The organism is Paraburkholderia phytofirmans (genome assembly GCF_046028095.1).
In the GTDB taxonomy this organism is placed as follows: Bacteria; Pseudomonadota; Gammaproteobacteria; order Burkholderiales; family Burkholderiaceae; genus Paraburkholderia; species Paraburkholderia phytofirmans_A.
Map to the genome: position 1 here is coordinate 179,492 of NZ_JAQQDJ010000001.1, position 12,605 is coordinate 192,096.

8 protein-coding genes and 1 tRNA gene are annotated in these 12,605 nt (G+C 59.7%); 7 read left to right on the forward strand and 2 right to left on the reverse strand.

All coding sequences use genetic code 11. The features are described 5' to 3' along the window. The first annotated feature begins 12 nt into the window (after positions 1 to 12). The 5 genes from PQR54_RS00870 to PQR54_RS00890 all read left to right on the forward strand — a co-directional run bounded on the left by PQR54_RS00870 (position 13) and on the right by PQR54_RS00890 (position 7,610). On the forward strand, positions 13 to 522 hold the full coding sequence (locus tag PQR54_RS00870; protein ID WP_408243687.1) for an HAD domain-containing protein: 510 nt from the start codon (positions 13 to 15) through the stop codon (positions 520 to 522). Between the two features lie 878 nt (positions 523 to 1,400). Further along, entirely contained in the window at positions 1,401 to 2,234 is an 834-nt protein-coding gene (locus PQR54_RS00875) for a hypothetical protein (protein ID WP_408243688.1), read from the forward strand. Between the two features lie 12 nt (positions 2,235 to 2,246). Then, positions 2,247 to 5,126, forward strand: coding sequence for a TnsB C-terminal domain-containing protein (locus tag PQR54_RS00880; RefSeq protein WP_408243689.1), 2,880 nt, complete (start codon positions 2,247 to 2,249; stop codon positions 5,124 to 5,126). Between the two features lie 13 nt (positions 5,127 to 5,139). Further along, a complete protein-coding gene (locus PQR54_RS00885; protein ID WP_408243690.1) occupies positions 5,140 to 6,195 on the forward strand; it encodes an ATP-binding protein in 1,056 nt (351 codons plus the stop codon). Then, positions 6,192 to 7,610 (forward strand): TniQ family protein, encoded by a 1,419-nt coding sequence (locus tag PQR54_RS00890; protein ID WP_408243691.1) that lies wholly within the window; start codon positions 6,192 to 6,194, stop codon positions 7,608 to 7,610. Before PQR54_RS00885 ends, PQR54_RS00890 begins: the two co-directional genes overlap by 4 nt. Positions 7,611 to 7,713: 103 nt before the next feature. On the opposite strand, the gene PQR54_RS00895 is transcribed toward PQR54_RS00890, so the two are convergent. Next, positions 7,714 to 7,789: transfer RNA gene (locus PQR54_RS00895), tRNA-Arg, on the reverse strand. 273 nt (positions 7,790 to 8,062) lie between these two features. Between PQR54_RS00895 and PQR54_RS00900 the strand changes: the two genes are divergently transcribed. Next, complete coding sequence (locus tag PQR54_RS00900; protein WP_408243692.1) at positions 8,063 to 8,965, forward strand: c-type cytochrome; 903 nt, start codon at positions 8,063 to 8,065, stop codon at positions 8,963 to 8,965. Positions 8,966 to 9,086: 121 nt separating this feature from the next. Here PQR54_RS00900 and PQR54_RS00905 read toward each other — a convergent pair whose 3' ends face one another. After that, on the reverse strand, positions 9,087 to 11,177 hold the full coding sequence (locus PQR54_RS00905; RefSeq protein WP_408244232.1) for a UvrD-helicase domain-containing protein: 2,091 nt from the start codon (positions 11,175 to 11,177) through the stop codon (positions 9,087 to 9,089). A 306-nt stretch (positions 11,178 to 11,483) separates the two neighbouring features. Between PQR54_RS00905 and PQR54_RS00910 the strand changes: the two genes are divergently transcribed. Further along, entirely contained in the window at positions 11,484 to 12,533 is a 1,050-nt protein-coding gene (locus tag PQR54_RS00910) for an oxidoreductase (protein WP_408243693.1), read from the forward strand. The last annotated feature ends 72 nt before the right edge of the window (positions 12,534 to 12,605 follow it).

The following is a 12,605-nucleotide window of genomic DNA, read 5'->3' on the forward strand; positions in this document are numbered from 1 at the left end:
TGGGACCCCAAAATGGTCATCTATTTGAACTTCGACGGTGTTTTACATCCCGACCATGTGATGTACGGCGAGGGCTGTACACCGTCGGTGGTCACCACCGGTCACGCGGCGCTGGAGCATGTAGGTCTGCTCGCAGAGCTCCTGGAGCCGTACTCCGAAATACAAATTGTCCTGAACACCTGGTGGACGTTTTATCTCGGCTTAGATGCGTGCGTTGAAATGCTTCCGCCGCCATTGGCCAATCGCGTAGACGACGCAACTATCGGGTACGCCTCCAGCTATAACAGCCCACCCTGCCGCGCGATTGAAATGGAACGGCACATCGCCAGACACAGGCAGGGTTGCTTCATTATTCTTGACCACAACAACGCGCGCTATCGCCCGGAGTTGCTACCGCACCTCTTGCTTCTTGACCCAAATGATGGCTTGGGAGCTTTGGCCGCAAGACGAAGTGTCGCTAGACGGCTCATGAGAATTACGTTGAACGGCCCCGTCAATTTACGTAGCAATGCTTACCTATAGGTGGCTACAGCTGGTCCGCTCGTCGTTCACTATTGGGCGTTTCCTGCCATTCACGCAAATTTTAGGTAACCCTAAAACGATACACCTGCTATCACGGAATATACACAGCGTATTGCTTTGAATTTTAGATTATTGTGCCGCCAAACCCGTTTTAGGCGCCACAAATTTTCCCAAAAATGGCTTTTCATGGTGAAGCCAACGTCGTATGATTTGTACCAGACACCCCCTTAAGGAGCCGCGACTAGCGAATACATCAGCCAACCAGGAAACCCCAACTTGGCTAAGCGACCGGCTTCTTATTTGTCAGCACAAATAAGAAGGGGGTCGCGAAGCCCAAGCGAACTTGAACCAGCGACCCCCTGTGGCCCCGATAAGAGAACCACGACTAGCACCGTAATTCTCTCACGGGTCACAGAGATGGTCAAAGGAGTTCGCACGTCTGCAACGAACGTGGAATTCACGCGAAATGACCATTAACTTCTTGCAAATTCATCCAATCTCGCCGTATTTACCCCCTCCCGCCGGACCGGAACGCTTCCGACGCCGGCGGCGGCAGCGAAAGAATATCCGCCCCCACTTTTCTCAGCCGCCATCGAGCTGCTTACGCATCCCCGCCACCCCCCCGTTTGGCCCCTTCCGCAGTCCCCTCATTCCCCTGAACGCCCCCGGCAAAGCCGCCCCCAACCTTCGGTTTTGGACCTGACGGGTAATCATTTGATTTGACCTGAACGGCCTCTATGGATAGTTGTACTAAGCGTATTCCACCTGGCACACCCTTGCCCGGGATGGGTCAGCGCAAACCATTTTTTCGCCGTTTGTCAACTTGACAGATGCGAGGAGCGCTGACGACTTTTTTTAGGAATTGCCAAGGAGCTCACATGCATACGCAACAGGTTAAAGATTTTTCCGACGACTGCGACCGGCTCCTCGCCGGCCTTGAGCATTTTAGAGATGAGGCGACGGTCGTCCGTCGTACCTTGCACCTTCCTCCGGCTCGGTCTGCACGCAAGAGCGGAATGCCTTCGAACTCGCAGTCGGCATCCCACTCTCAGTCGCAGGTTCTTGTGACTGTCAAAGGACAGCCGGGGGAATGTCCACGAAGCATCAGGCGCCTCTGCAAAAGCGCCGCGGCAGCAAAGTCCGACATTAGCCTCCGCACATCAACGCTATTCACTTCGCCGCCGCAGCGCGTGCCCCGTCAGACGTACGTACCCGAGAAGCCGCTGCTGGTCAGGCGCTGGGACAAGGAACAAGTCTATGAGGTGAGCATTATCACAACGGACTCTCTTCTCGCGCCCGACTGGTCGCAACCGGGGGATGCGGTCCTCAGCTGGTCGAGCATCTTCCGGCCCAATAGTCCGTTTTGCCTGGTGTCCACAAACCGGACTTTTAAGAACTGGGCGTTCTCCCTGCGCGCCCGAAGTCCCGACGAAATCAGGAGCTCAATCGACGGATGGCTGGCCGCAGAACTGGCGAAAAAAATCAAACCGTGGGACGAAGCGCGCGCCAATGCGGTCAGGTCGCTTATCGAGCTCCGATACCAATGGACTGATGTCTTTGTGCGTCTGCGCCCGGTGACTTCGACCATGGACCAGCCCGCTACGCATGCTTTTGCCCGGCTTCTTCGGCGCTACCGCTATGGATTGGTAGGGCAGGAACCGTCCAAAACGGCGGGTCCGGCATCGCGCTTCCGCATCGACCGTAACGCATGATAGGAGAAGGCCATGTCAATCAACCTTCCTGCCGTCACCCCGCTGAAATCCAGATGGCAGCAAATGGAAAGCTCCTGGTGCAACGAGAGCCCACTCGGAACCGCGCCGCCGCCTTACACTGACGTCGAATTGCGACAGGAATTCGAACGGTGGGGAACGCCTCTTGAGGGGCAGGTCTATGTCTGGGAGACCCGCAACCAGGGTCCGTCGCGAAAGGTCCAGTCGCGGCGCGGCAACGTCATTTCTTACTACACGTCGCGCAAGATGCGACGGCGGGTGGCAACAGAAAGCCGCAAACCCGAGTTTGGCGCCGTCGTGAGGTACGAATTCGACGGCACAACACGCGAGTACTATTGTCAGCCGCCCCAAGTCAGGTTGACCGTCGAAACGGAACGCAAGCACTCTGATGGCACCGTTTCGTACTATCAGGCGCCGACACCGTACACGCCCGACATCCTTCGGCTGACTCCTTACGGGATTTACATCGACGAATGGAAGACCGAAAAGGACCTTGAGAGTCTTGCTGAAAAATATCCGAGGCGCTTCTTCAAGGATGATGACGGAACGTGGCGATGCCCGGAGCGGGAGAGGCACTTTGCCAGTATGGGCATAACCTTCTGTCTGCGTTCGGGGAATGAAAACGGTAGTACGTTCGTGTCGAACCTGGAGTTCCTCGAGGACTACCTGTGCGACAAGTGCGCCCCGCTGACCGACAGTGCCTGGCGCGCGATTCAAAAGATTACAACCGAAGCATGCCCGATGACATTGGGCCTCCTCTTGACGCGCGCCTATCCCGAGCAAACGCCATGGGGCGAGCCGCTCCTCGTCGAGACTCCACCAGATGCATTCCTCGTCGACGACGTCTACAAGGCAATCGCTGACCAACATCTATTCGTCGACCTAGAGTATGACGACCTGAGCGAAGCGCAGGATGTCATCGTCTGCAATTCCCGAGCGCAACTCGATGCTCTTCAGCTCAACAGGCCTGCTCCAAAAGGTGTCAGCGACGAAGTCTCATTCTCCGTCGACATGGGCACCGAATTCATGTTCAAGGGCCGCACGGAGGTCTTCGAAATCTCCGTCGTAACTTCGGACTCGGTGCATTTCTTTGACCAGCAGTCCCGCAACGGCTCTCTGATGCCGGTGGCCGATTTCGAACGGGCAATCTTCCAGCGGGACGTGGTTCTGCTTTCATCCCAACCATCGACTGACGAGCGCCTCGCCCAAATCGATGCCCTGACCGAGTATCAGATTATCGAGGGGAGAAATCGGCTGCTCATGATTCGGGACATCGAGCTCGGCAAGCCGGTTCGTTGCAACCTTTCGAAGAGGCAGCTCCAACGGATACGAAAGGCTGTTCGTGACGCTGGCGACTCAGCGTCTGCCCGGCGAAGGGCTGCAACGCCGAGGGTCCCAAGCGGAGGGCGTTGCCAGATTTCAAAAAGACAGCGTGAACTGATTCGCGAGGCGACGGAATGGGGCAACAACCCTTCCAATCCGGGCGGTCGGGCCTCATACCGGAAATACAGGGAATTGAGCACCTCAGCCAAGATGCCGCTTGTCTCTCGAAAGACCTTTTACGTACACCGCAGGATGTTCATGGACGTAAAAGCGCGCCGTGGCAGCAGGGTCGTCTATAACGAAGAGCCAGCCACCTGGTATCTCTATCTCGAAGACAAGATACACGGGGGTCGCCCATTCCACCGGGTCCATATCGACCACACGAAGCTCGACGTCTTCATCCGCATCCGGGGAAAAGGCGGAAGGATTTTCCGAAAGCGGCCGTGGCTGACGATTGTGATGGACGCAGAGACGCGGGCGGTGCTCGCGTTTTACCTGTCAATCCATGCGCCTAGCACTATCAGTTGCATGATGGCAATTCGAGCGATGGTGCGCGTGTTCAAACGCACACCATCGGTGATTGTGGTCGACAACGGAAAGGAGTTCCATTCTGCGGCGTTCGACCGCCTATGCGACCTGCTCCATATCACACTGCAGTTCCGCCCCGCCCACGAATCGCGATTCGGGGCAGTGATGGAAAGGCTGTTCGGCACGACCAATACTGAACTCATTCACAACCTCGTTGGCAACACCAAGGCGCTGCGCAACGTCCGCACGGTTACGCGGTCCGTCGACCCGATTCGCGCCGACCTTTTGAGCTTCCCGCAGTTGCATGGCCTTCTTGATGAGTACTTCTTCCGTGATTACAACCAACGGATTCATCCAGCTCACGACCACGCGCCTATCGAGTACATGCATCGTCGATTTGTCGCGACCGGCCGCCGCCTTGCGCGCCTGACTCCGTACGATTCGTACTTTTACATCCTGACATGCGTCCCGCCTTCCAAGGGCAACACCCGAAAGCTCGACAAACAGATGGGCATAAAGGTTAGCCACGTCTGGTATTGGGCCGATGAGTTTGCCGACAGGTCGGTACGTCCGCAGAACCTTGAAGTTCTCATCGACATGTGGGACGTGAGCGTTGCCTACGCGCTGCTCAACGGCAAATGGGTTCGCTGCCGGTCAAAGCTCCTCATGAAGTACCGCAAGCTGACCTACGTCGAATGGGGCTATGTCGTGTACGAGGTCCGGATGCGGATGCACGGAGAACCCGATGAAAAGCTGGAGGAAGTGCTTTATGCGGTCATCAGTGACCACATTCTGCCCGAAGCAGCGTCCCTGACAGCAGCCACGCGCCAGGTCTATGGCGATGCGCTTCTCATTGAAGACCACAAAACCCAGCAGGAGGCAAGCCTCGACATGCCCATCACCGTGCCCGCAGCTATCGACCCGCCGGATGACGAAAGTGTTCTGCGCATCCCTTTGCCGAAGCCGACGAAAGGTCGTCTCAAGTTGAATTACGACAGCCTTCCCACGTCCCGTCCCGTCTAAATCAGGAGGTTCTATGAGCTCTATCAGCTATGACCAAGCCTTGCACGGAAGTCCCAGTGAAAAAGGGGAGTATCTGAAGTCGCTTCGCTTTATGCACCGGAATCTGACGAACGTCGTAAGCGAAGTCGCACGGCACATGATTCCCGGTGCCGGTCTCTCCGTTACCTTGGTCACGGGTCCCTCGGGTGTCGGCAAATCAACTTTCGCCGCCCTCGAGGCGGAGACGCTGCTCAAGCTCTACGACGTCGAAATTCGCGAGAACCCCGGCGTGATTCCCGTCGTCTTAAGTGAAATCGACGCCGCAGACGGGAAGGAATTCAACTGGCGGCTGTTTTACCATCACCTCTCTGAAGACCTTCATGCACTGTCTCCGGATATGCCCGGCCAGACCGGCATTAGTGGAAAAGTCAACAGTGTACGGAGCTATCGGCTCACCTTCGAACGCGCTCTCCGCTATCGGAGAGTCCGTCATCTCATACTGGATGAAGCAGTTCACTTCACCGATTCGAGAACGGAACCCCTGCAATACGGAAACCTTCTCAAGTCCCTCGCTAACCGCAGCGGTCTGAACCTGCTGCTCGTGGGCGCCTATGGGTCCGAGAAACTCGTTCGCGCCAGCGGTCAACTCGCTCGCCGCATCAGTGTGGTCCGCTTCGACCGGTACTACGACAATCAGAAAGACTTCGACGCTTTCACGCAGTTCATCAAGGAATTCGAGCCACACATCCCCTTGCCTTTCAAAGTCGACCTCAAGAAGTACATTGAGAAGCTTTTCTACGCGCACCTCGGCATGCCCGGCTATGCCGCCAAGGCCCTGATTGAAGCGGTCACCCAGTGCGCCGCTGAGGGCAGCAAATCGTGGGAGGACAGATACATTTGGGACGCGTTACCCACCACGGCCGAATACGAAACCATTGCGCTCGAAACGCTGTCCGGTGAGCAGAACGTCAAACCCTACCTCTCATCGGAGCACCCGATTGAATATCCGAGTGAGGCCGAATTGCTCACGATGCTCGCGGCGAGGAGCCACCAGAATCGCGACAATAACTTGGGAGGGCTCCGCCGATGAAAAGTCCATTCCGTACGAAGTTGCCCGGCGGTTGGCCCGAAGACGCGCCGCCGCGGTCAATTCTTTATAGCCTTCCACCGTACGGATGCTCAGGTGATGACCGCGAGCACCTAGGGAGCTATATCGCACGTTTAAGCAACGCGCATGACATGGCGCGCTGGACGCTGACAAATCGAATCATCGGACCCGCTGCCGAGGAGCTTTTTGGCGTCAGCAGCGACCGGATGGCCCGCGATATTGGACGTGCTGATTACAGCGTCAAAGTCACGAGCGCCACGGAGCAGGCGTATCAATGGGCTCACACCCTGAACCGCCTCACCTTGCGCACCAACCTTCAGCTTTGTACGCTGCTGCCGCTCAAAGAACTCGTCTCGCCATTTCTGCTGCTGTCTGATAGGCGACGCTTTTGCCCGAGTTGCTACAGGGACGATGTGCAAAAAGAGCGCGACTGTTATGACCGATTGCTTTGGAGCATTGATGCGGTTGCAGCGTGCCCATTGCACCGGCTGAAACTGGTCAACCTCCCTAAACTGAAACGGCGACCCATGGTCTTCGGCCCAGCCGACGAGGTCACGTCAACCATCAAATTGACGGAATCGGCCGAGCTGTTACCAGCGTCAGACTACGAGGTCGCAAGCGCTCGTCTTATTGCGGAACTCCTTGACGACTCGGTCGTCTTTCCCGACGCTGGGTATTCGGCGTCCGCTCAGTCTGCCTTCCTTACGCACGCCGTCGACACTCTCTTCAACGGAAAGTCCGCACGCTTCGCGGCTCACCTCCGTGTCAACAAATCGCAAGTGCACGGGTGGGTCAAAGGAAAAATCCAGATGTGCCTCCCGCGGCTGGCGCTCGTCGCCTACTGCTGCGGCTGCGCCATCGCGGACATCTTGCTCGGCAACAAGGTCATGCTTTCGCTTCGACCGGCACCGCAATGTCAGGACCGTCGCCTAATTGCCAGTGGTGGGGAGGGCGCCAAGCGGCCGAGAGACGAACTCCGCAAGGAGCTTTATGAATTGATGCGTGACGGCCGTATCAGGAACGCGACCGAAGCGGCGAAGTGTCTTGCGGTTTCGTCAAAGTTTCTTCGGGAAAACTTCCCTCGCGAACAGGCGCTTTTGGTTCAGAGCGGCCGCGAACTCGTTAAATCGGGTCGAAAGGAGGCAATGGACGTGTTTGACCAAATCTACCTGAGTGAGCACAAAGCGCTCTGTGATGCAGGCGTTTATCCCGCGCGCAGGAGGGTAATCGAGCGCATGCGTGGAAAAGTCAAATCCTTGGGGCGGCGCAAAAACGCAGAGAGAGCCCAGCGAAAGGCACACGCCGAGACGGGTGTGATAATTGCGCGAGGTCGGGAGCCGGAGCGCCTCTTCTTGCCGCGTCGTCCGAGTTGCGGACAAACTGAGGAGAAAGTCTAAGAAGGGATTTTTTGTAGCTCTTCGTGCTACCCACTGATGTCGTTTACGACATCAGTGGCGAAACGCCACATTGCGTAAGCCCTTGAGCGAGATCGATTCTTTATGGTGCGCCCGGCTGGGATCGAACCAGCAACCCCTGCCTTCGGAGGGCAGTACTCTATCCATTGAGCTACGGGCGCTTCACACGAAAGCGCGGCACCAGAACGGATGCGACGCCAAAGCGAGACCGAAAGGATACCCGGTTTCCACCATACCGTCCACCGGACGGCCTGCATGGCGGTCTTCGAGGCCTTTCCGACAACCTGCGCGATGCGGGTAAACGCCTGCTGAACACCGCGCCGTGCCCCTCGCCGCCGTCGAAATGTTCCGTCTATAATCGTCCGTGGCTGATTAAAGAACAAGAAGTTGCCGTCACGCTGTACCGCTCACATACCCACGGAGACGAGACAAGCATGAGCGAAGCACCACACGGAGCCCCGATCAAAACCCCCGGCCAGCTCGTCGCCGCGATCATCGCCAGTTTTGCGGTACCGATCGTCATCATCGTTCTGCTAGTGATCTACGTCGACAATTCGACGCGCACTGGCGCCGGCACCGACTCTCTCTCCGAAGCCGAGGTCACCGCCCGCATCAAGCCGTTCGCCCAGGTCGACATTCGCGACGCCAACGCGCCGCGCGTCTACAAGAGCGGAGAGGAAGTCTACAAGGCGGTCTGCTCCGCGTGCCACGCGTCGGGTGCGGCAGGCGCGCCGAAATTCACCAATACCGCCGACTGGGCGCCGCGCATCGCGCAGGGCTTCGACACGCTGCTGCACACGGCGCTCTCCGGCAAAGGCGCGATGCCGCCGCGCGGCGGCACCAGCCCGGACGACTACAGCGATTTCGAAATCGCCCGCGCGGTCGCCTACATGGCCAACAATTCCGGCGGAAGTTTCCCTGAACCGGCTCAACCGGCAGCGGGCGCAGCAGCGGCGGCAGCATCCGGTGCTGCCGCCGCGGCGCCGGCCGGCGCTTCAGACGCGGGTGCGGCTCAGGCCGCCGCAGCGATGGCCGCCATGGCGAGCGTCCCGCAAGCAGCCGCGCCGGCAGCGGGCGGCACGCAAAGCGCGGACGCGTCGCAAGCCGGCAAGGCGTTGTATCAGCAGGTTTGCCAGGCCTGTCATGCGGCCGGCGTGTTGAACGCACCGAAGTTCGGCGACAAGGACGCCTGGGCGCCGCGCCTGAAAGAGCCGATGGACACGGTCTATAACTACGCGCTGCACGGCAAGGGCGCGATGCCTCCTAAGGGCGGCTCGACAGCCTCCGACGCGGACGTGAAGGCCGCCGTCGATTACATGGTCAGCGCGGTGAAGTAAAATACTCGCGGCGTTTGCCGCAGTAGTAAAAAATCCCTGCACCGCGTCACCGCGCTGCAGGGATTTTTTATATCTCGGCCGGCAAACAGGCCTACGCGATCACAACGTTTCCAGCGCCAGCTCAAGGCTTCTGCAACAGCGCCTTCAAACTTGCGAGCCGGTCTTTCGGCGACATCGGCGCTTCTTCGGGCGTCGGCGGCGGGGCGTCGTCGAGCAGCATTTCGGGGATGAAGCGCGACGGCTCGCACACCACCGTCTCTCGCGCGCGCTTGCGCTTCTTGCACCAGTTCAGATGCAGACTGCGCTGCGCACGCGTGATCGCCACGTACATCAGCCGGCGTTCTTCTTCGATGCGCGCGTCGTCGATCGGCTCGTCGTCGGCGCCGCCGCGATGCGGCATGATGCCTTCCTCGACGCCCACCAGAAACACGTGCGGATATTCCAGACCCTTCGACGCATGCACCGTCGAAAGCCGCACCGCATCGGGGTCTTCTTCGCGGCCTTCGAGCATCGACATCAGCGCCACGGTCTGAATCAGGCCGAGCAGACTCTTGCCGGTGTCGCCGAGACCGTCGGCGGTGTCGTAGCCGGTGGCTTCGTCGTTCGCCGCGCCCGCAGGTTCAGCCTTGGTGCCTTTGCGCTTGAGCCACTCCATGAACTCCAGCACGTTCTGCCACTTGGACTGCGCCTGACGTTCGTCGAACGCGTCGTAGAGATAGGCCTCGTAGTGGATCGCGTCCATCAGTTCGTCGAGCAGCGTGCCGGCGGCGTCCTTTTCGGCGCGATCGGTGAGGCGCTGCATGAAGTCGCAGAACACGCGCATGGGTTCGATCTGCCGCGGCGAGAGACGCGCCTCGATGCCGCCCATGTACACCGCCTCGAACAGCGACACCTTGGCCTGGCCCGCGAACGAGCCGAGCGCCTCGAGCGTCGTATTGCCGACGCCGCGGCGCGGCGTGGTGATTGCGCGGATGAACGCGGGGTCGTCGTTCGCGTTGGCGATCAGGCGCAGATACGCGCAGATGTCCTTGATCTCGGCTTTGTCGAAGAACGATTGGCCGCCGGACAGCACGTACGGAATCCGCTCGCGCCGCAACACCTGCTCGAAAATGCGCGCCTGAAAATTGCCGCGATACAGGATCGCGTAGTCGCGAAAATTCGCGCGCCGCTCGAACTTGTGCGCCGACAGGCGAAACACCACGGACTCGGCCTCGTGCTCTTCGTCGTTGCACGGCGTGACGGTGATCGTATCGCCCATGCCGTGCTCGGACCACAGCTTCTTTTCGAACAGCTTCGGATTGTTCGCGATCACGTTGTTCGCGGCGGTCAGAATGCGCACCGTCGAGCGGTAGTTCTGCTCCAGCTTGATCAGATGCAGCTTCGGAAAATCCTTGCTGAGCTGACCGAGATTTTCGAGCGTCGCGCCGCGCCAGCCGTAGATCGCCTGATCGTCGTCGCCGACCGCGGTGAACGCCGCGCGCTTACCGGCCAGCAGTTTCACCAGTTCGTACTGGCAGGCGTTGGTGTCCTGATACTCGTCGATCAGCAGATAGCGCAGCTTGTTCTGCCAGCGGTCGCGCACCTGCTCGTTCTTTTCGAACAGTTCGGCGGGCAGACGGATCAGGTCGTCGAAATCGACCGCCTGATACGCATGCAGCGTCGCCACGTAATTGCGGTAGACGATCGCGGCCTGATGTTCATCCTCGTTCGCGGCAATCGCGATGGCCTGCTCCGGCATGATCATGCCGTTCTTCCACAGCGAGATGATCGACTGGATCTTGCGGATGAAGCCCTTGTCCGTCGAGCCGACCTGCTCCTGGATCATGCCGAAGCAGTCGTCGGAATCCATGATCGAGAACTGCGGCTTCAGGCCGACATGTTCCGCTTCCTGCCGCAGGATCTGCACACCGAGCGAGTGGAAGGTGCAGACCGTCAACTGGTTGACGGGCACTTTGCGGCCTTCCTTGCCGGGCGTGGTCAGCGTCTTGCCTTCGAGCAGCTTGCCCACGCGCTCGCGCATTTCCAGCGCGGCCTTGTTCGTGAACGTGACGGCGGCGATGTGGCGCGGCTCGAAGCCTTTGGCCTCGATCAGGTGCGCGATCTTCTGAGTGATCACGCGCGTCTTGCCACTGCCTGCGCCGGCGAGCACGAGACACGGACCGTCAAGATAACGGACCGCTTCATTTTGAGCGGGGTTCAGGCCTGCGGACATCGTCTGTGGATGGGTAATGCGGTTGAAGCAGCGGTTGAGGCGTGGCGGCGTAATCGCCGGCCAAAGGCCCGGGGGCATGCTGCGCGGCCCCGGCGGCTGGAACGGGGGCCCGCGCGGTGCGAGGGTGTTCCGGCCCGCTGCGGTTCGCGCGAGAGGAGCGATGTTAACACGATTGTGCTGACGGATAACGGCGACCAATGCCCACGACGACGCTGACGGTCCACCTCCAGGACATGCCACAATTGCGGTGTTGCGCGCCGTCGCCGCGGTGGCAAAGCGGCGCGCCGTTTTTGCAGGAAGACACGCATGTCCGCATCGCTGAAGATTGGATTGATGGGTTACGGTTTCGCCGGCGCGACCTTTCATGCGCCGGTGATCGAGCACTGCGGCCGCGCGAGCGTCGCGGCCATTGCCACGAGCCAGCCCGAGCGCGCGCTCGCCGACTATCCGCACACGAAGGTGGTGGCCGACCTCGACGCGCTGCTGGCGCTGGATGAACTCGACTGCATCGTGATCGCCACGCCGAACGACACGCACTTCGACCTGGCGCGCCGCACGCTGGAAGCGGGCAAGCACGTGGTGGTCGACAAACCGGTCACGCTGACCGCCGCCGACGCCCATACGCTGGCCAACATCGCGCTCGCCCGAAGCAAGCTTTTCATACCGTTTCACAACCGTCGATGGGACGGCGATTTTCTGACCGTGCGCGATCTGCTGGCGAGCAACGAGTTGGGACGAATCACGCAATACGAATCGCACTTCGACCGTTTCCGGCCGGAGGTGCGGCAGCGCTGGCGCGAGGAGGCGTCGCGAGGCGGCGGCTTGCTGCTGGACCTCGGACCGCATCTGATCGATCAGGCGCTGGCGCTGTTCGGCACGCCGCAAACCGTGTCGGCAACGGTGCGCACGCATCGCGACGACGCCGGCGCGCCCGACTACGTGCACATCCAGCTCGGCTACGGTGAATTCGAAGTGGTGCTGCACGCCAGCGCGTTGACGGCGCTGGTCGCGCCGCGCTTCACCATCCACGGCACACGCGGCAGTTATATGAAATTCGGGCTCGACACGCAGGAAGATCAGTTGAAGGCGGGCCTGCGTCCGGGCGACGACGGCTTCGGCGCGGGCAATGCCGCAGGTGCGCTGCGCGTGCTGGAAGGCGATCAGGAAGTCGAGCGCGAGCTGCCGACGCGCGATGGCGACTACACCGGGTTTTATATCGCGGTGGCCGACGCGATCCAGAACGGCGTCAAATTCCCGGTGAGCGCGCAGGACGCCGTCGACGTAATGACGGTTATCGAGCTTGCCAGCCGAAGCTCGGAAGAAGGCGTCCGACTGCCGTTCGAGCGGATTCGCTGATGGTTTGGCCTGTGCGTTGAACGGCTTGTGTACCTAAAACTGCACTTGCCGTGCACGCGGTGCGGGCCAAAA

Coding starts and splice junctions, on each gene's coding strand:
- PQR54_RS00875 (WP_408243688.1), top strand. CDS start 1,401: ATGCATACGCAACAGGTTAAAGATTTTTCCGACGACTGCGACCGGCTC.
- PQR54_RS00870 (WP_408243687.1), top strand. CDS start 13: ATGGTCATCTATTTGAACTTCGACGGTGTTTTACATCCCGACCATGTG.
- PQR54_RS00905 (WP_408244232.1), bottom strand. CDS start 11,177: ATGTCCGCAGGCCTGAACCCCGCTCAAAATGAAGCGGTCCGTTATCTT.
- PQR54_RS00900 (WP_408243692.1), top strand. CDS start 8,063: ATGAGCGAAGCACCACACGGAGCCCCGATCAAAACCCCCGGCCAGCTC.
- PQR54_RS00880 (WP_408243689.1), top strand. CDS start 2,247: ATGTCAATCAACCTTCCTGCCGTCACCCCGCTGAAATCCAGATGGCAG.
- PQR54_RS00885 (WP_408243690.1), top strand. CDS start 5,140: ATGAGCTCTATCAGCTATGACCAAGCCTTGCACGGAAGTCCCAGTGAA.
- PQR54_RS00890 (WP_408243691.1), top strand. CDS start 6,192: ATGAAAAGTCCATTCCGTACGAAGTTGCCCGGCGGTTGGCCCGAAGAC.
- PQR54_RS00910 (WP_408243693.1), top strand. CDS start 11,484: ATGTCCGCATCGCTGAAGATTGGATTGATGGGTTACGGTTTCGCCGGC.